Source organism: Spiroplasma chrysopicola DF-1 (assembly GCF_000400935.1).
GTDB lineage: Bacteria > Bacillota_I > Bacilli_A > Mycoplasmatales > Mycoplasmataceae > Spiroplasma > Spiroplasma chrysopicola.
The window spans coordinates 837,710-857,021 of record NC_021280.1; the positions used below are offsets into that span (position 1 = coordinate 837,710).

The following is a 19,312-nucleotide window of genomic DNA, read 5'->3' on the forward strand; positions in this document are numbered from 1 at the left end:
TTTTTAACTCCCTTTCCCTGATTTCCCTATTTTTGCTTCTGTTAAAACCTTTAGTGAAACAAATAACGAACTATCATAATCTCCGCTTCGGTAAGAGATTTCGGCATTCTTTAATTGATTTTCTATGGCATCATTTGTTAAGCTATATTTTTGGGCATATATTAATGCTTCTTGGGCTAATATATCTAATAAAATATTATTTTTTATTTTTTCAAATAATTTTAAAACATCTGTTTTTAACCGATCTAATTTAGCGGTTACTTCTTGGACTTCCTCTTTTTTAGTTACATCAAATGAAATGCTTTTAATTTTATCTAAACTTTTGCGATAATCATTAATTACCTTTTCATATTTTCCTAATAATTTTTTATATTCTAATTGATTTAATCTTACTTCTGCTTGTAATAAAACAACTTCTAGTAAATGAATTGTTTTACGAATTTCTGTTTCAGCAAAATTACGTTTTTCAATAATTTTAACAACCCCAGCAATTGCTTCATGGGTCGTAATCCCATTCTCTAGCAATTTTACTAGTTCGTTATTAAACTTAACATAATCTTTCCCATTTTTATTAATTTCTAAAACTAAATAATTTGTATCATGGGTTAACTGTTTGGTTTTGGCCATTGCTTCGCGATAAATCCCATCTTCTTTTGGGGTCAAAATTGATGAACTCCGTAAACTTTCAATTTGGCGCGAAACAATGTTAAAACTTCGTTCAATTTTATTAATATAATCCATAACAATTTTATAATACTTTTTAAAGCATGAAATAATTGCTTTTTGATGTTCAATTGTATTATCAAAATCATTAATACTATTAATAATTTCAATCGTTTTTTTTGTCGCTTTTTTATACTGTAAATTATCAATATGTTTTGAAATTAAAATTTTAATTTCATCAATATTTGTCGTTAATTCATCAAAACTATATTTTAAAATATCTTTACTATTTTCATCTTTATTAAAAAGAACATATTTATCTTTTAACAATGATAATTTATTGGGAACAACTTTTGTTAAGAGAATTTTAATTTGGGGAATGTTATCCAAAATTTCAACAAAAATTGTTAATGATGTTGTAATATTCGATAGAATTTGATCGGTACGACTAAAATCCCCCGCTGATAAAAATTCTTCAAATTCGTTAAACATACTTTCAATATTACGTTGAAAATCATTAAATTTATTTTCATCTAATGAAACATTCATTTGCAATTTTGCCGCATCTTCTTGTAATGCTGTAAACATAATTTTATGGGCCAAAATATAATCGCGTTGTAATAGTTCTATTTGCAACTGCTTATCAATTTCCCCCAGCAATTTACGTCCTTCATCTTCTAATAACGCTAATTCTTTATATAACGGTTGTAATGTTTTATAATTTGGATGACTTTGTTTTGTTTGGCCATTAATTTTAGTTGGTAGGTATAATTTTTTTAAAACTTCTAAACAGCTAACCAGTTTTTTTTCATATATTATTTCATATTTTGTTCGTCAAATTACTAGGTCTTTTGCATAAGCATTATTATTACGCGCAATTTCTGATACCCGAAAAATCTTATATTTTAATGGTAGTCGCTTTAAAATATCAATTTTTTGCAAGATTTTAATCTCCAATTTTTTTAAAGTGATTTTTTTCCCTCATAGTACTAATAACCCAGTCAAAATAATAATTAAAACAATAAATAAAATAAATAGTGTTAATTTAATTGGATTATTTCAAAAATTATTAACAATTGTTAAAATCATTATTCGACCCCCTAAATAGTTATATCCAATTGAATTATAGCATTTGTTAAAAATATTACATTAAAAATTAGAAAAAACTTGTATTTGCTAGTCAGTTATTATAAAATAACTTAGACAACACTGAGAAGCAGCAGTTTTGTATAAAAATGTTCTTAGTCTATTAATTTTTTTATAGTTAGATAGTAACCCTAGCTGTTAGGGCGAACAAAATAGACTTCCATTTTTAGAACAAAATATATGAATCTTTTTGTATGTCAATTTGCTGATATATAGGAGGTTTTTTTATGTCACGTTATTTAGGAAGTACTTTTAAAAAGTCACGTCGTTACGGGTTTAGTATCTTAGAAAATGATAAAGAATTTTCAAAAGGGAAAAAAAGAACTACAGCCCCAGGTCAACATGGTCAACGTCGTAGTAAATTATCAAACTACGGTTTACAATTAAATGAAAAACAAAAAGTTAGATATATGTATGGATTAACAGAACGTCAATTCCGTAACACTTATACAAAATCAAAAAAAATGAAGGGAATTACTGGGACTAACTTCTTAATTGCCTTAGAATCACGTTTGGATAACTTAGTTTACCGAATGGGATTAGCATTAACACGTGCTGGAGCAAGACAATTAGTTAATCACTCACACATTTTAGTTAATGGAAAAAAAGTTAATATTCCTTCATACAGCTGTAAACCAGGAGATGTAATCACACTGAAAGAAGCTGCACATAAGAATGTTAAAATTTTAGAAAGTTTACAAAGCCAAGTAAGTACATTAGACTTTGTTAAATTTGATAAAACAAAATTCACTGGAACATATGTTCGTTTCCCATTACGTGAAGAACTAAATGTTAATATTAACGACGCGTTAATTGTTGAATGATATAACCGTTTAGTATAATTTAAAACAATAAAAAAAATAAGCATTTGCTTATTTTTTTTATTGTCCCAATCAGTTTTGATTTTATTGTTTTGTTAATAATGATGCTGCTTTTTGATCAATTACAATTGTAACATCTTGATGTGTTTGTAAGGCTGTACAAGGCCATAAGTTACTAATTTCTCCTTCAACCAAATGTTTAATTGCTTGAGCTTTCCCTTCCCCATCAGCAATTAAAACAATTTTACGGGCATTTAAAATTGATTTAATCCCCATTGAAACTGCTTGTTTTGGTACATCATTAATTGAATCAAAAAAACGGGCATTAGCTTGGAATGTTGCTTCAACTAAATCAACAACTCCTGTTAAAGAATCAAAATCAGCAGGTGGTTCATTGAAGCCAATGTGACCATTTGTTCCAACCCCTAATAATTGCAGATCAATTCCGCCAGCCATTGCAATTTTTTCATCATATTGTTTTGCTAACGCAACATAATCACCAACACCAGAAGGAACATATGTATTTTCTTTCTTAATATTAATGTGGTTAAATAATTTTTCATTCATAAAATAACGATAACTTTGAGAATGAGTTGGCTCTAACCCTATATATTCATCCAAGTTAAAAGTCTTCACATTGCTTCAATCAGTATGGTTTGCTTGGTAATCTTCAATCAAATATTGGTACGTTAATTCTGGGGAAGAACCAGTTGCTAACCCAAAAATTACCTTTGGATTATTTTTTACCGCATCAACAAACATTTGACCAACAGTTTGACCAATCGCTACTTTATCATCAACAATAATTACTTTCATATTATTCCTCTTTTCTTTTTAAATAAGTACATTTTAAATTATAGCCGTTTTTTTAGTTATTTGCTATTTATTATTTTTTGTTAAAAAATTTAAATTATCTGGTATTTTTTTATAATTAAAATTAACTTTTTTCTTCCCTAAACTACGATATAATAAGGCTAAAATTAAAGTATTATTATTTTCTCTCAATAAATAACACTTATTATTAACAACAATTTTAATTCCAATATCTAAATCTTCAACTTGTTCAATTGTATTAATATCAAATTCAAGGGCTTTTTTTGTCTCAAAATTATCCTTAATCCCATCAATAATGATCCGCTTATTAGTAATCAATAATACTCCTTTACAAATAAACTTAATTTCATTATCTTTTGTCAATTGATGAATATTAACATCATTATTTTTAAAGTGACATTTTTCTTTTGGTTCTAATTCATAATAAATTGGTAATTCTTTTAACGGTCGTCATAAGGTAAAGTTAACTTCTTCGACATTATAAATAAACTCTTTTTCTTTTTGGTTTAATGTTAATCCCAGTTTTCGAGATAAACGGTAAAAACGATGAATAAATTCTTGGGTATAAGCAAAATTTTTAATAATCCATCGCTTAAAAATTCAAAACTTAAAATTATTAAAATTTTCTTTTCCCATTTTTCGTTCATAGCGGTAGAGAATAAATCTTGGTTTAAAGCGAACATTGTCTTCATTTAACTGATATTTTCATTCTTCGCGCTTATAATAAAATAATAAATCTTTTGTAAAACGTGCAAACATTAAATCACCCAGAGTAATTATAACGAAAAATATAAAAAACTCCAAACTAATAAATAATTAGTTTGGAGTATAAAGTTATTTTTTCAGCTAAATTCAATGGTGGTTCAGGACGGAATTGAACCGCCGACACTTTGAGCTTCAATCAAATGCTCTACCAACTGAGCTACTGAACCATTAATGGCGGTCTTGACGGGACTTGAACCCGCGATCTCCTCTGTGACAGAGAGGCATGATAACCACTTCACTACAAGACCATTTGGTTGCGGGGGCAGGACTTGAACCTACGACCTTCGGATTATGAGCCCGACGAGCTACCAACTGCTCCACCCCGCGATAAAATTTACTAAGTTAATACTAACATAAATTACTGCTAAAATGCAAATAATTCTTATAAATGGCGGAAGATGAGGGATTCGAACCCCCGCGCGGCTTTCACCGCCTGTCGGTTTTCAAGACCGATCCCTTCAACCAGGCTTGGGTAATCTTCCAAAAAAATGTTTCTGATAAAGAATTCTACTATAAACTGGTGGACCCTACTGGACTTGAACCAGTGACCATCCGGTTATGAGCCGGATGCTCTAACCAACTGAGCTAAGGGTCCATATGGTAGCGGAAAAGAGACTTGAACTCTTGACCTCCCGGGTATGAGCCGAGCGCTCTAACCAGCTGAGCTATCCCGCCATTTGAATATATTTTGTTTTTTGTAGAATACTTTATTAATAAAATGGTGGACCCGAACGGGATCGAACCGTCGACCCCCTGCGTGCAAGGCAGGTGCTCTCCCAGCTGAGCTACGGGCCCAATTAATTACTAAAATAATGGTCGGAAAGACAGGATTCGAACCTGCGACCCCTCGGTCCCAAACCGAGTGCTCTACCAAGCTAAGCTACTTTCCGAAAAAAAATAAATGGCGCGCCCAGAAGGATTCGAACCCTCAACCTTTTGATCCGTAGTCAAACGATCTATCCAATTGATCTATGGGCGCATAAATGTGAAATTGTAATAATCTAAATGGAGGCACTAGTCGGACTCGAACCGACGGTCGGGGAGTTGCAGTCCCATGCCTTAGCCAACTTGGCTATAGTGCCACGAGTTTTAGACCCTTTATATATTATCATAATTATAATACTTTTCAAGAAAATTTGCTAAAAAATAATGATATTATTTAAGAAATTTTATTCAACAGCTATTAAGAACGGATATAATTGTTGTTCCCCATTTACAAATTCATATTCAACATCATAGCTTTCATCTAATAACTTTTTAATCATGTTGATATCTTTTGTTTCAGCATCTTCACCAGTAAAAATTGTAATAATTTCGCTAGTTTTTGTGATTGATTTGGCAAATAATTGTTTAAGAGTTTGGATTAATGTTGGATGTGAACAAACAATTTTTTTATTTAAAACCCCTAAATATTCCCCTTTAGTAATCTTAACGCCATCAATTGATGTTGTTTTTGCCGCTTGGGTAACTGATAAACTAGCCACATTTTTTAACGCTGCTTTTAAAGTTGAATAATTCTTTTTCGCTAATTCTCCTTGCTCAAAAGCTAATGTTGCCACCATTCCTTCCTGAACTGATGAAGTTGGGATAACATAAACATTTGATTTTTTTTCAACTTTTGCGGCCTGTTGAGCTGCCAAAATGGCATTACTATTATTTGGAAGAATAAAGACATCAACTGCATCAACTTCTTCAATTGCTTTTAAATAATCATCAGTTGAAGGGTTCATTGATTGTCCGCCATTAACTGTTGCTTGAATATTTAAATCAGTTTTAAAGAAACGAGCAATTCCAACACTTGGTGTAACAGCAATAATTGCCTCTTTATTTTTAAGTTCACGGTCAGCTTTAATTGTTTTAACATGTTTTTCCGCTTGTAAAGTCATATTTTCAACTTTAATATTTTTAAATTCACCATGTTTTTGTAAAAATGTTAAAATCAGCCCTGGTACTAATGTATGTACGTGCACTTTTAAAATATCTTTATCAACAACAGCGACAATTGACTGTCCACCTTGATCTTCTAATGTTTGACGAACATTGTTAACATCAATATTTTTTTCATAATATTCATTTAATATGACAATTGTTTCAGTACAATAACCAAATTCTTCATTTTCTAGATTCATTGCGACATTATTTCCAGTATTTTCAGCATGTTTTTTCCGTTGGGCAACTACTTTACCTGTTTCTAAATATTCAGTCATTCCTTCAAAAACTTTAACTAAACCAAATCCTCCTGAATCAACGACACCTACTTCTTTTAAAACTGGTAATAATTCTGGTGTCCCTTTTAATGATTCATTTGAAAAAACGACAATTTTACGAAATAAGGCTGGTACAGTCAACTCTTCAGTAATTTTTTCAACATTTTCTGCTGTTTCACGAATTACCGTTAAGATTGTCCCCTCTACTGGTTTCATTACTGCTTTATAAGCTACTTCTTTCGCTTGAATCATTGCTGTTTTAACAGCTGCTGCTGAAAATTCGTCTGTTTCTTTTAAACCATTAGCAAAACCACGAAAAATTTGAGAAAGAATAACTCCTGAATTCCCTCGTGCTCCCATTATTAAACCACGCGCAAAAGCATCAGCAAGTTTACTTACTGAATCTCCTTCTAAATCTCTAATATCTTTAATAGCATTTGTCATTGTTAAATTCATATTAGTTCCTGTATCACCGTCGGGAACAGGAAAAACGTTTAACTTATCAATTTCTGGATAAAAATTGTATAAGTTATTATATCCACTAATTAGTGCATTCTTAAAAGATTTGGCATTAAATTCCATCTTGTTATCACCCTTACATTTCTGTATCTATCATAAATTAATTCGATCGTTCTTAAGTGATATTCTATTTATAAATCTTTATCTAAATAATATCTCATTTTTTATAATTTTTCATATTTTATATTTTTATACTAGTAAGTCTTGAATATGAACATTAACTATAAAATCAGTTGGGAAAGAATCAAGTTTTTCCAATTCATATTTGATTCGGATTTGTACCTCTTGACTAACATCTCTAATATTAGAACCTTCTAATAAAATTAAAAAAATATCAATAACATACTTACCCTCAACTTGCTTTAATTTAATTGATTGTGAATAATCTGTAATTAATAATGTGGCACTCTCTTCGTCACTGTCATCTTCTGATAATCTTGCAAAACCAGCTACACCAGGTACCGTAATAACAGCACTATAAACAATGTTAGCAATTGATTCAAAACTATTTTTTTCCATTTTATCACCTACTAATTAAATTAACATATTTAATTATATCCATAAAATATTAGAAAGCAATATTTTATAATATAAAAATTTCAATATTTATCTTGATTATCAATATAAAATCAAGTTTTCAAGGAAAATTTACCACTAATGTTAATTTTTAAATCAATATTCCTTCTAGTTATAATTTTACTATATTTTTTAAATTTTTACCCTATCTTAAGGAAAAAAATACAGATTATGATAAATTTTTTTCTAGCTTACTACTCTTAAAAGACTAAAAACCAATGGTTTGGCCTTTATAATTAAGATTTTGATAATAAAAATGTTGTTTCATATTCGTTTTGATCAAATCAAGATCCTAAATGTAATTCCTGAGCAATTTGCGGATTGGCAAAGTTTGTTATAATTGGTGTTCCCTTTTTTTGAACAACTAGTAGTTTTAAAATTCCCTTGCCAGTTTGAACAAAAATCCCTTCTTCGTCGCGGTTAATAATTTCTCCTGGGAAAAAAATCTTCATTACGCTAATAAAACTTTCGGTTGGAAGAACAACACGAACTTTAATAATATTTCATTGTTTATTTTTTAGAAATGTATATCATGGGGCTAATTTGTTTTTATCAGCATCATTAATTAGAACTGCTAAAGTTTTTGCATCTAAATGCCATTTGATTCTTCATGGTTCTGTCATATTTATCATCACCTTTACTATTGTGATTTATTATAGCATAAAAGATCAAAACAAAAAGAACAATGAAATTAACTATTTTTAAAAAAAGATAAGAAATCATTGCAATTAATTTAAAATTTCGTTATTATTTTATAGTATGACTATAAAGGAGTGATATTATGGCAAGAAAATGTGAAATTACAGGTAAAGCAGCGCTTTCAGGAAACAAACGCTCACACGCTATGAATGCTTCACGTCGTAAATGAAATGTAAACTTACAAAAAGTTCGTATTGTAGTTGACGGTGAAGTAAAAACATTACGTGTAGCAACTAGAACCTTAAAAACATTAAAACGTAAAGGTCAAATTGCACAATAATTTATTTTATTGATGATAATAAAAAAGTAAGAATATCTTTGATTATTCTTACTTTTTTTTCGAAAATAAGTTATTATGTATATATGAGAATAAGTTCTATGCCCGTATGGCGGAATTGGCAGACGCAGTAGACTCAAAATCTACCGAAGAAATTCGTATCGGTTCGACCCCGATTACGGGTACCATTAAATTTAGTTATTCTCAAAAAAACGAAAATAAAACTGCTTTTAGCAGTTTTTTTTATTTTGAATAAATGACAATCACTTTACCACTATTAACAACAACTGTTCCTGGATGGCCAAGTAATTCATTACTAATAGCATTTGGTGATAACAATGATAAAACAAAATCCGTAACATTATATTTACAATCTTTAATTGTAATAACAGCTTGTTCATAAGCAATTATTGAAAAATAACGAAAACCCTCTCGGGGGTTGATAACATTCTCTCCCATTTCTAATTGATAAACATAGTTATGTTCGTTTAAAAAGATAATATTATAATTAATAATTAGTCATAAACAAGCTAAATCCATGTCAAAACGTGGTCCATCTGCTACAAGAACGATTTGGTGAGGATTAAGCTTAATTGCCGCTTGAACAGCTAATTCAGCATCTAAATAGTCTTTTTCGGCTGGATAATGGTAAAGTTCTGTTGCAATAGCTTTAATTTGTTCATATTCTGGTTGTGAGACCGAATCAAAGTCAGCGCAAGCCAAATCAATTTGATTGAAATTTTTAAGTAGCGCTAAACACCCTTGTTCAACACCAATTTTAAAATAGTCCTGATAAGGTTGTAAATTAGTCATTTTGTCTGTACAAACTATTAAAACATTACTTTTTCCCATCAGTTAAAGCCTCTAAACGTTCTAATAAATCAGGGTGCCCAAATAAATAACTTCCTGCTACTAAAATATCAACACCAAAATCTTGACAAATTTTTGCTGTTTGGTTATTAATTCCTCCATCAACAGAAATTAAAGTTTTTAATTTATTTTTATCAATAAATTTTCGAAGATGGGCGATTTTTTCAGCGGCATCCGGTAGAAAAGCCTGACCACCAAAGCCTGGTTCAACAGTCATAACAAGAATAAGATCTAAAAACGGTAAAAATGGTAAAATTTTTTCAACATTAGTTGCGGGGTTAATTGCTAAACCAAATTTAAGCTCATATTTTGTTTTCAAAGCTAAGAATTCATTAATTTGTTCGGTAGTTAAAGCCTCATAATGAAGCGTAATAGCATTTGCTTTTGCCTCAATAAAGGGCTTTAAATAATCTTCAACACTGCCATTTTTAATCTTGACCATTAAATGACAATCAACAAATAAATTATGTTTATTAGTAATATCATTTAAAATTTTTGGGCCGAACGTTAAATTTGGCACAAAATCACCATCCATAACATCAAAATGGATTCAAGTAACTCCACCTTGTTCAATTAAAATTAATTCTTGATCTAGATTTAAAAAATTAGCGCTTAAAATGCTAGGGGCAATAATAAATTTTGACATATTTATTTCCTTTCTGTTAATTCACTCATAATTTTACAATAATCATTGTAAAAAAATGTTGGAATTATTTCAGTTGTTACTAACTCTTTTATTTTACAATGGGGTTCATTTAGATGCAAACAATGACGAAATTTACAAAAACGGCTATTTTCGGTAAAAAGATGATACGAAATCGCTAATTGTTCTGGTGTAAATTCCCGTAAATCAAAGGATGAAAAACCTGGGGTATCAATCACAATCCCATTGCTAATCTCATACATTTTATTATTTGTTGTCGTATGTTTTCCACGACCTAATGCCTTAGAAATTTCTTGGGTCTTAATTAAATTTTGTTCAAGTAACGTATTAATTGTTGTTGATTTACCACTCCCAGTTTGACCAGTAAAAACAGAAATCTTATTAATTAAGGTCGCTTTAAAAGCATCTCATTCTGATGGTGAAGGAACATTATTACTTAAAATAAAAGTTTGATAGCCCATTTGTGGATATCATTTTAAATACTTATGATGTAAATCATCATCTTGGGCAAGTAAATCATTTTTTGTAAACACAATAATTGGCGTAATTCCCTTATATTCAATAATTGCTAAAAACTTATTTAATAGATAACTACTAAAATTAGGGCTCTGTAAAGATGTAATTATCACAGTTTGATCTATATTGGCAATTTTTGGACGATATAATTCGTTTTTACGAGGGTGAATTTTTGTAATTGTCCCTTGTTCATTATTTTGAACAATAAAATCAACATGATCACCAACAAGCGGACGCTGATTATGATGGCGAAATAAACCTTTACTTTTACATTCATAAATAACATTGTTATTAGCTTCTTTTACATAGCAAAACTCACTAATCACTGAAACAATTAAACCTGTTTTTTCCATCTTAAACAAAAACTCCAACTAATAAAACACTAATTGCCAATAAAAGTAACGCTAAAATTAAAAATACTCATGTTTTACTAAAATAAACTGGCAATGATAAATAACGATCTTGTAATTTACTACGATGATTTTTGATTGTTACCCAGTTTTTTAATTTAATTGGTTTATCATGTTGATGGTCCTGGCTATCAATTACTTTTAATGCACTATTAAACTCAGCAACTGTTTCAAACCGTTCACTAGGGTCCTTCGCAATCGCTTTTAGAATAATATTTTCTAACACTTGATTAATTTTATTATTAATTAATTTTGGTGCTAATGGTAATTCTTTTACATGCTTAACAGCTACTAATGTTGGATTTTTACCGACAAAAGGAGTTACCCCAACTGCTAATTCATATAACATAATACCTAAAGCATATAAGTCACTTTTTTTTGTTGCTGGACGAGATTGGACAATTTCTGGGGCCATATATTTTGCTGTCCCAATTATTTTACCATTTTCACTATCTTCACTATTTTCTAAAATAGCAACCCCAAAATCAGCAACTTTAATTTTGCCATCATATGAAATTAGGATATTTTCTGGTTTGATATCACGGTGAATAATGTCATTTTTATGGGCTTCAATAATTGCTTGATTTATGGCATCAAAAAAATAAATTAGTTCCTTATTTGTACATGGCCCTAAAGTTAACAAACGATCTTTTAACGTATATCCCCGTACTAGTTCTAAAACAATACACTGGCGATCAAATGCTTCAAAAGTTCCATAAACTTTAACAACATTTGGATGAGAAAATTGGGCAATTGAATTATATTCTTTATTAAAACGATCAACAGCTTCTTTATTTTTTGATAAACTAACTGACATCATTTTAATTGCCACATAACGTTTTAAAATTAAATCATAGCCCTCGAAAACTTCGGCCATTCCTCCGTCAGCAATTTTATCAATTATTTGATAACGTTCATATAAAATCGTACCACTTGTTATTTTTCCCATTATTTCACCCTGTTATATCCTTAACAATATCATAGCATTATAATTTAATAAATTAGCAAAGATTTAATCAATTTCAAAAATTAACCCCGTTAAGTTATCAGTTGATAAGTTTTCTAGAGCACGATCAATTAAAATTTTAACTTTATCATTTAATTTATTTGAAGAAGATAAAACATCAACTAAATCAGTGTCATCAACATAATCATGAATCCCGTCTGTTGTTAATAAATATGTTCCCGCAATATCTTCAATAACGTATGTATCAATTTTTAATGTTTTAGTCGGCCCTAAGGCACTTGTTAAAACTTTCCAAAAAGTATGAACATTATATTGTTTTTTATACTGTCCTTGAAATTCTAGTTCTTGGCGTTCACGATATTCAACTGAATTTTCCATATTTTGGTCTGTTGTAATTTGATAAATCTTATGATGATGTAATTTATACAAGCGAGAATCACCAATATTAATAATATAAACTTTTTGATTAGCAATTAAGGCAGCAACAACCGTTGTTCCCATATCACTTGTATCAGGATGAATTTTTGCATAATTAATCATCTCATTTTGAATCACAAGAATTGTATTACGAAATCATTGGTTGATTTCTTCATCTGACATCGCATCAAAATTAACATTGTGAAAATAATGAACCATTTCTTCAACAGCTATTTTACTGGCAACTTCACCATGTTGGTGACCACCCATACCATCACAGACAATTGCCAAATGATTATTATAATTGTTTGTGGCAAAATCAAAATTATCTTGGTTACTACTGCGATATGCCCCAATATTTGTTTTAAAACCAAAACGTACATTTATCATTATTTTTTTAATACTCCTTCATTTTTTGCACGTAATTGCCCACAGGCAGCATCAATATCATGACCAAACTCACGACGAACAATACAATTAATGCGGTTATTTTGTAATGTTGTAAAGAACTCTTCAATTCTTGTACTACGTTGATAATCATTTTCTGTAACAGCATTATATGGGATTAAATTAACATAAGCATTTATTCCACGAATTAATTTTGCTAATTCAACAGCATTTTCCCGACTATCATTAACATTATTAATTAAAATATATTCAAAAGTGATTCGACGGTTTGTCTTTTCTAAATAGTAATTAATTGCATCCCTTAATTTTTCCAATGGATATACTTTATTAATTGGCATTAATTGATTACGGATGGTATTATTTGGAGCATGTAATGAAATTGCTAAGTTTACTTGTAAGTTTAAATCCGCAAATTGCTTAATTTTTGGTACCAACCCACAAGTTGAAATCGTAATGTGACGAGCCCCAATTTGGTACCCTTTTGGATCATTAATTACTTTTACAAAGTCAATCACATTTTCAAAATTATCAAATGGTTCACCAATTCCCATCACAACAATGTGGCTTACACGTTCTTCGGCTTTCTGTAAATAACGATTAACCATCATAACTTGAGCCACAATTTCTCCCGTTGATAAATTACGGGTTTTTTTTAATAATCCTGATGCACAAAAAGTACATGCCATATTACAACCAACTTGGGTTGTTACACAAACTGAATTACCATAATTTTGGCGCATTAAAACTGTTTCAATTTTTAAACCATCTTTTAATACAAATAAAAATTTAACCGTTCCATCTTTTGATTCTTGTTCAATAACAATTTCTAATTCTGATAAGGTATAAAATTCTTTTAATTTTTCACGGTCCCCTTTCGAAATGTTTGTCATCTCATCAAATGATAAAATGTTTTTAACATAAACTCAGTCAAATAACTGATCAGCTAAATATCGCTTAAAACCGTTTTCCACTAAACTAATTTGTAACTTTTCTTTTGTAAAATCAAAGAATGATTGCATATTTTTTCTACCTCACCTAACTTTATTTATTTTATCATAAAAAGGCATTATCTATTTGTTTCAATTACATTTTTCATCAAATGATGACTAAAAATAGGGTTTTATCTCTTTGTAAAAAAAAAGAAAAAGATTAACATTTTGAATACCTAAAATAAAATAGACACATAAAAAGTTACTTATGTGTCATAATTTTATTGAAAGGTATTCTTTTATTATGGGAACAAAATGATTTACAAAAAACGAAAAACTTAATATTTTAAAATATTACAAAGAAAATGGTTGAGCAAAAACAATTAAAAAATTTGAAATTTCAACACCAACTTTATCTCGTTGAAAAAAGGCAGTTAAAATTAGTGGAGAAAAAGCGTTAGAACCAGGAAATGGTCTACAATCTAAAGGAATTCGTCGACCAGGGCGTCCAAAAAATCTTAATTTTGAATTAATGACAAAAAAAGAATTAATTGAGTATATTGAAATGATTCAAGATGTAAAAAAGTCCTTGCCCAAATCGAAAAAGAAGAAATTTCAAACGATTTGGTCCTTAAAGAAAAAATACAAGATTAAATATTTATGCAAAATTTTAAATGTTTCTAGAGCTGGTTATTATAAATGATTTAATGCTGGAATGAAACTTTTTAATAAATGGAATAATACAATTGCAAAAATAGTTAAAACGTTATTTCTAACTTTTAAGAAAATTTATGGATATAATATGTTAACACTAATTATTAATAAACTATATAATTGAAATTTAAAACCTCATATTGTCTATAGATATATGAAAAATATGAATTTAAAATCAATTATTAGAATAAAAAAATTTAATTATAAATTATCTTCTGGTAACAAAAGACATGAAAATATCATGAATCAAGATTTTTCAACCACAGATATTAATCAAAAAATAGGAACAGACATAACATATTTATTAACAAGCGACAAAACCTATTTTTTATCAATAGTAAAAGACTTTCATACTAATGAAATTTTGGACTACCAAATCAGTAATAATTTAGAAAAAGAATTTGTCTTTAAAAACATAATTAATTCTTGAGTAAAAGCTGGAAAGCCATCAACTTGAGTTCTACAATCAGATCAAGGTTTTCATTATACAAATTCTGATTATGAAAAATTATGCAATTATCTTGGAATTACGATTTCAATGTCCAGACGTGGAAACTCTTATGATAATGCCCATACAGAATCATGATTTGGTACTATGAAAACTGAATTTTTATATCATATAAAAAGAAAAAAACGAACAGCCAAATGAATTATTGAAAATCTACCTAAATATATCTATTTTTACAATAATTTTAGACCACAAGCCAAATTAAAAGGAATGAGTCCTGTTCAATACAGAAAATCATCCCTTCAAGTAACTTTTTAATTGTCTATTTTTCTTGACATATTCATTTATTAATCTTTTTTCCTTATTTTGTTTTTAAATTTGGATTATTAACCCGCATTTCTTGTAGTAATTCACGCATATATGGTTTTAGAACTTCTTGCTCTCCCCCATAAACACATTGAACTGATTCGCCCCGAATTAAGACACCATTACATCCTCCTAAGGATTTAATACCATCAGCATTAACAAGGCTGTTATCACTAACTGTAACTCTTAGCCGTGAAGCACATGAGTCAACCGCTTTAATGTTATCCGGTCCTCCTAAGAATTCAATAATTTTACGAGCTTTTTCTCGCTTCTGTTCATCAGCACTAGCACGAACGGTTGTTAAATCATCATTGTTAGGAGTTTGCACTCCTTTTGCTTTAAAATCAGCTTTTGAATATAATTTCATATCTCCTTCATCACGACCTGGCAATTTAATTTTTCCATATTTAATCGCAAAGAAGAAGGCAAAGAAGTAAATTGGGGCATAAGCTGCTCCGACAACAAGGATTCAATAGAAATTAGTTCCTTTATTTCCAATAAACGGTACTACTCCAAAAACAATAAAGTCAATTGTTCCTCCTGATACTGTCATTGTTGTATGAACATGTAGTAAGCCCATTAACATAAATGAAATGGCACATAATGGCATATGAACCCCATAGAATAATCAAGGGGCAACAAATAAGAAAGTAAATTCAATTGGTTCAGTAATTCCTGTCAAGAAACATGTAAAGGCTGCTGAGAAGTAAATCCCCATTACTTGTTTACGATTTTGTTTTGGCACACTATATCACATTGCCACGGCGGCAGCTGGTAAGCCAAACATCATGAACGGGAATTTTCCTGATTGGAAACGACCTAAGTTTAATCCCATATGTTGAACCATTGTGAAAGTAATATTATCATCAGCTAGGACTTTATACATAATTGTTTGGTCCCCAACAGCTGAAATTGTTTCGGCATTTAATTTTGATACTCAAGCCGCAATATAAGGTTGTACTAACCCTGGGTCAGTAATTGATGATAAATCTATGTTTGAATCAATAAACCCAGCATTTTGTAAGTCTTTTAAGAAATCAATGTATTGTAATGGATTAGTTAAAACATTTTGAATTAAGTCAGGCATTGACCCCCCCGCTTGTGTTCATCATAATGGTGAGTAAAACACATGGTGAAGACCAAAAGGAACTAGTGATCGTTCAAAAACTTCAAAAATTAATGAATCTAATCCTCCTGGTAATTTTCCTGAGTTATTTCCAAATCATGCTAATCCGGTTCCAATTAATGGTCATAACATCATAAAAATGAATGCCAATGGGATTACAGCAATAAAAGTAATAATTGGTACTAATTTAGTTCCACTAAAGAAACTAATTGCGGATGGAAGTTGTGTTTTGTGAAAACGATTATATGCAAAAGCAGCAATCGCCCCAACAAAAATTCCAGCAAAGACTCCAGTATTTAGTGAATTAACCCCTAAATTACTTGTCAATAGTGTTCCTTTAACAGCTCAAACATCACCAGTATAAAATAATAGATTATATGAATCATTAATTACTGATGATCCTTTAATGACAATTTCAACATTATCACCTTTAACTAATTCTGAATAAATTGGACTATGTTTCATCCATTCCAATAAGGCATTTGCATCCATTAAAACAGGATTGGCTAATGAATCACCATTAACTGTTAGCCCTGTAATTGGGTTAGCAATGCCATTAATATCAACAGTGTATTGAATATGAGAAAATGCTCCACTTAATAGTGACATTTGAATGGCATTAAAAACTAAGAATCCAACCACTGATGTCAAGGCCGCAACCCCAGCATCTTCGGTATAAGCCATCGCCACGGAAATACAGAATAATACTGGTAAATTCCCAAAGGCGATATCACCCATTTTGTTTAGGAAATTACCAAAAAATCAGATTCCAGTATTTGCATCAACTTTTGAAGTAATTGTCGCGCCAACGCCAAGAAAAATTCCGGCAATTGGTAACAAGGCAATTGGTAATAAAAAAGCTTTACTTAATTTACTCAATGTTGCCATTGTTTTTTGGTTTGAACTTTTTCATCACCTGCGTGAAATAAAAGGCTTCGCTTTTTTAATAGCGCCAGTTGTATTTTTCATTGTTATTTTCCTTTCTAACTCTTTTTAAAATTTTAGTAAAAGTTATTAATTTAGCGAGGATATCAAAAGAATTAATCCTGTTACGGCAATTACATAAAAGAAAAAAGCAGCATAAATCAAAATATTTCTCTTAATATATGTTCATAAATCAAGACTTAAATTTGATTTTTGATAATACTGATTGCTTTGAGCTAGTTTTTTTCGCAAAAATAATCACAATAACAATAGAATCGTTGCTACTACAACCGAAAATAAAAACACCAATAAATAAGTCAATGTTTCAGCTTTCATATTTTTAATATCCCTCTCTGTCATTTTGATAAATAATTAATATTTTACTAATCATTTAATAGATTTATTATAAACCTAAAAAATTTATAAAAAAGTTCCCCTGATTAAAAAAAAAATTTTAACAAATTATTTCCTAGAAATTGCTATTTTTCAAATATATTATAAAATAAATATGACCTTTTTGAAAATTATTTTCAAAAATCAACGAACTTAGAGAAGGGAAAATTATGGCAAATAGATTACTAAATTTTAAGGTGGATAATTTAACTGATGCAGAATTATCTGTTGTTAACAAGATTATTGAAAATCCGGAGTTTTTTATCAGTAGAACAATTACAGAACTAGCAAAAGAATATTATGTTTCGGAATCAACAATTACTCGGCTAGCAAAACACCTTGGTTTTCAAAATATTAAAAAGTTACAAATGCATATTTATAATCGTGCCCATTTTTTAAACCAAAATTATGAAACAAATGATAGTTTAAATTTAAAAAGTATTGCAAACAATATGAGGGTTTATTATTCTTATAGTATTCATGAAACAGTTGATAACATTGATTTAAATGCTTTAGATGGTTTAATTAATGACTTGATTATTAAAAAACGAATTTTTATCTTTGGAATTGGTAGCAGTTATTTAGCGTGTCGCGTATTAAATAGTAATTTAAATTTAATTGGTTACACTAGTTTTAGTACCGAGGATATTCATGCCTTAATGGTTATGATTCAAAATATTACCCCCGATGATTTATTAATTATTTTCTCCCGTTCAGGGCGAACAAAAGAAGTACAAAATGTTATTGCCCTAGCGGAAAAATTAAATCTAGTAATGGCAATCATTACATCTAATCGAGACTTAAAACAACTATATTCATTTAAACATTTTATTTCTTTTGAAATTCACAGTGAAGACAAACAACGTTTTCCGGCGGTATCATCCAAAATAGTCCAAATGTTAGTTGCAGATATTATTTTTAACAGTATTTTAAAAATTAATCCGCGCTTAAATGATAAAATTATTGCGGCTAATGATCTAACTGAGCAATGAAATAATATTGATAAAAAATAAAAAAGATGCTTCTTAAATACCTAAAATAAAATAGACACATAAAAAGTTAGTTATGTGTCATAATTTTATTGAAAGGTATTCTTTTATTATGGGAACAAAATGATTTACAAAGAACGAAAAACTTAATATTTTAAAATATTGTAAAGAAAATGGTTGAGCAAAAACAATTAAAAATTTTAAATTCCAAACTCAACTTTTGAAATTTTGAACTATCAAATCAGTAATAATTTAGAAAAAGAATTTGTTTTTAAAAACATAATTAATTTTTGAGTAAAAGCTGGAAAACCATCAACTTGAGTTCTACAATCCGATCAAGGTTTTTATTATACAAATTCTGATTATGAAAAATTATGCAATTATCTTGGGATTAAGATCTCAATGGCTAGACGTGGAAACTCTTATGATAATGCCCATACAGAATCATGATTTGGTAATATGAAAACAGAATTTTTATATCATATAAAAAGAAAAAAATGAACAGCCAAATGAATTATTGAAAATTTACCTAAATATATCTATTTTTACAACAATTTTAAGTCTCAAGCCAAATTAAAAGGAATGAGTCCTGTTCAATACAGAAAATCATTCCCTCAAGTAACTTTTTTATTGTCTATTTTTCTTGACATATTCACATAGCGCA

19 protein-coding genes and 11 tRNA genes are annotated in these 19,312 nt (G+C 29.4%); 6 read left to right on the plus strand and 24 right to left on the minus strand.

Annotated elements, in window-relative coordinates:
- Positions 1-3 precede the first annotated feature (3 nt).
- On the minus strand, positions 4-1,752 hold the full coding sequence (locus SCHRY_RS03840) for a septation ring formation regulator EzrA (RefSeq protein ID WP_016339162.1): 1,749 nt from the start codon (positions 1,750-1,752) through the stop codon (positions 4-6).
- 284 nt (positions 1,753-2,036) lie between these two features.
- On the opposite strand from SCHRY_RS03840, the gene rpsD reads away from it, so the two are divergent.
- Positions 2,037-2,651 carry a 30S ribosomal protein S4 gene (gene rpsD / locus SCHRY_RS03845; protein WP_016339163.1) on the plus strand — a complete coding sequence of 205 codons (615 nt, stop codon included), beginning with the start codon at positions 2,037-2,039 and terminating at the stop codon, positions 2,649-2,651.
- A gap of 63 nt (positions 2,652-2,714) precedes the next feature.
- Here rpsD and nagB read toward each other — a convergent pair whose 3' ends face one another.
- The 15 genes from nagB to SCHRY_RS03920 form a co-directional block, all read right to left on the minus strand.
- The gene (nagB, locus tag SCHRY_RS03850) at positions 2,715-3,446 is read right to left on the minus strand and encodes a glucosamine-6-phosphate deaminase (protein ID WP_016339164.1); all 732 of its coding nucleotides are present in this window, start codon (positions 3,444-3,446) and stop codon (positions 2,715-2,717) included.
- Between the two features lie 63 nt (positions 3,447-3,509).
- Positions 3,510-4,223, minus strand: coding sequence for a hypothetical protein (locus tag SCHRY_RS03855; protein ID WP_016339165.1), 714 nt, complete (start codon positions 4,221-4,223; stop codon positions 3,510-3,512).
- Positions 4,224-4,320: 97 nt separating this feature from the next.
- Positions 4,321-4,396 (minus strand) — tRNA-Phe (locus SCHRY_RS03860).
- 5 nt (positions 4,397-4,401) lie between these two features.
- Positions 4,402-4,477: transfer RNA gene (locus SCHRY_RS03865), tRNA-Asp, on the minus strand.
- Between the two features lie 3 nt (positions 4,478-4,480).
- Positions 4,481-4,556 (minus strand) — tRNA-Met (locus SCHRY_RS03870).
- Between the two features lie 62 nt (positions 4,557-4,618).
- Positions 4,619-4,711, minus strand: a tRNA-Ser gene (locus tag SCHRY_RS03875).
- A gap of 36 nt (positions 4,712-4,747) precedes the next feature.
- Positions 4,748-4,824 (minus strand) — tRNA-Ile (locus tag SCHRY_RS03880).
- 3 nt (positions 4,825-4,827) lie between these two features.
- Positions 4,828-4,904, minus strand: a tRNA-Met gene (locus tag SCHRY_RS03885).
- A gap of 44 nt (positions 4,905-4,948) precedes the next feature.
- Positions 4,949-5,024, minus strand: a tRNA-Ala gene (locus tag SCHRY_RS03890).
- Positions 5,025-5,042: 18 nt separating this feature from the next.
- A tRNA-Pro gene (locus SCHRY_RS03895) sits at positions 5,043-5,119 on the minus strand.
- 12 nt (positions 5,120-5,131) lie between these two features.
- Positions 5,132-5,208, minus strand: a tRNA-Arg gene (locus tag SCHRY_RS03900).
- Between the two features lie 27 nt (positions 5,209-5,235).
- Positions 5,236-5,311 (minus strand) — tRNA-Cys (locus tag SCHRY_RS03905).
- Between the two features lie 87 nt (positions 5,312-5,398).
- Positions 5,399-7,018, minus strand: coding sequence for a DAK2 domain-containing protein (locus SCHRY_RS03910; RefSeq protein ID WP_016339166.1), 1,620 nt, complete (start codon positions 7,016-7,018; stop codon positions 5,399-5,401).
- Between the two features lie 126 nt (positions 7,019-7,144).
- Positions 7,145-7,474, minus strand: a complete 330-nt coding sequence (locus SCHRY_RS03915) for an Asp23/Gls24 family envelope stress response protein (protein ID WP_016339167.1) — start codon at positions 7,472-7,474, stop codon at positions 7,145-7,147.
- Positions 7,475-7,767: 293 nt separating this feature from the next.
- Positions 7,768-8,154, minus strand: a complete 387-nt coding sequence (locus tag SCHRY_RS03920) for a DNA-3-methyladenine glycosylase (protein WP_016339168.1) — start codon at positions 8,152-8,154, stop codon at positions 7,768-7,770.
- Between the two features lie 158 nt (positions 8,155-8,312).
- Between SCHRY_RS03920 and rpmB the strand changes: the two genes are divergently transcribed.
- Complete coding sequence (gene rpmB, locus SCHRY_RS03925; RefSeq protein WP_016339169.1) at positions 8,313-8,510, plus strand: 50S ribosomal protein L28; 198 nt, start codon at positions 8,313-8,315, stop codon at positions 8,508-8,510.
- A 100-nt stretch (positions 8,511-8,610) separates the two neighbouring features.
- Positions 8,611-8,695, plus strand: a tRNA-Leu gene (locus SCHRY_RS03930).
- Between the two features lie 55 nt (positions 8,696-8,750).
- Here the strand turns inward: SCHRY_RS03930 and SCHRY_RS03935 are convergent.
- The 6 genes from SCHRY_RS03935 to rlmN all read right to left on the minus strand — a co-directional run bounded on the left by SCHRY_RS03935 (position 8,751) and on the right by rlmN (position 13,778).
- A complete protein-coding gene (locus tag SCHRY_RS03935) occupies positions 8,751-9,359 on the minus strand; it encodes a thiamine diphosphokinase (protein WP_016339170.1) in 609 nt (202 codons plus the stop codon).
- The gene (gene rpe, locus SCHRY_RS03940) at positions 9,346-10,023 is read right to left on the minus strand and encodes a ribulose-phosphate 3-epimerase (protein ID WP_016339171.1); all 678 of its coding nucleotides are present in this window, start codon (positions 10,021-10,023) and stop codon (positions 9,346-9,348) included. Before rpe ends, SCHRY_RS03935 begins: the two co-directional genes overlap by 14 nt.
- A 2-nt stretch (positions 10,024-10,025) precedes the next feature.
- On the minus strand, positions 10,026-10,910 hold the full coding sequence (gene rsgA / locus SCHRY_RS03945; RefSeq protein WP_016339172.1) for a ribosome small subunit-dependent GTPase A: 885 nt from the start codon (positions 10,908-10,910) through the stop codon (positions 10,026-10,028).
- Position 10,911: 1 nt separating this feature from the next.
- The gene (locus tag SCHRY_RS03950; RefSeq protein WP_016339173.1) at positions 10,912-11,916 is read right to left on the minus strand and encodes a serine/threonine-protein kinase; all 1,005 of its coding nucleotides are present in this window, start codon (positions 11,914-11,916) and stop codon (positions 10,912-10,914) included.
- Between the two features lie 63 nt (positions 11,917-11,979).
- Positions 11,980-12,741, minus strand: a complete 762-nt coding sequence (locus SCHRY_RS03955; RefSeq protein WP_016339174.1) for a PP2C family protein-serine/threonine phosphatase — start codon at positions 12,739-12,741, stop codon at positions 11,980-11,982.
- Positions 12,741-13,778 carry a 23S rRNA (adenine(2503)-C(2))-methyltransferase RlmN gene (gene rlmN / locus SCHRY_RS03960; protein ID WP_016339175.1) on the minus strand — a complete coding sequence of 346 codons (1,038 nt, stop codon included), beginning with the start codon at positions 13,776-13,778 and terminating at the stop codon, positions 12,741-12,743. Before rlmN ends, SCHRY_RS03955 begins: the two co-directional genes overlap by 1 nt.
- Positions 13,779-13,992: 214 nt before the next feature.
- On the opposite strand from rlmN, the gene SCHRY_RS03965 reads away from it, so the two are divergent.
- On the plus strand, positions 13,993-15,168 hold the full coding sequence (locus tag SCHRY_RS03965) for an IS3 family transposase (protein ID WP_016338826.1): 1,176 nt from the start codon (positions 13,993-13,995) through the stop codon (positions 15,166-15,168).
- Between the two features lie 43 nt (positions 15,169-15,211).
- Here the strand turns inward: SCHRY_RS03965 and SCHRY_RS03970 are convergent, their stop codons facing one another.
- Both SCHRY_RS03970 and SCHRY_RS03975 read right to left on the minus strand, forming a co-directional pair.
- Complete coding sequence (locus tag SCHRY_RS03970) at positions 15,212-17,311, minus strand: PTS transporter subunit EIIC (RefSeq protein WP_016339176.1); 2,100 nt, start codon at positions 17,309-17,311, stop codon at positions 15,212-15,214.
- A gap of 45 nt (positions 17,312-17,356) precedes the next feature.
- Positions 17,357-17,602, minus strand: a complete 246-nt coding sequence (locus SCHRY_RS03975; protein WP_016339177.1) for a hypothetical protein — start codon at positions 17,600-17,602, stop codon at positions 17,357-17,359.
- Between the two features lie 227 nt (positions 17,603-17,829).
- Between SCHRY_RS03975 and SCHRY_RS03980 the strand changes: the two genes are divergently transcribed.
- Positions 17,830-18,672, plus strand: a complete 843-nt coding sequence (locus SCHRY_RS03980) for a MurR/RpiR family transcriptional regulator (protein WP_016339178.1) — start codon at positions 17,830-17,832, stop codon at positions 18,670-18,672.
- 204 nt (positions 18,673-18,876) lie between these two features.
- A complete protein-coding gene (locus SCHRY_RS05350) occupies positions 18,877-19,308 on the plus strand; it encodes an IS3 family transposase (RefSeq protein ID WP_236607985.1) in 432 nt (143 codons plus the stop codon).
- Positions 19,309-19,312: the final 4 nt, after the last annotated feature.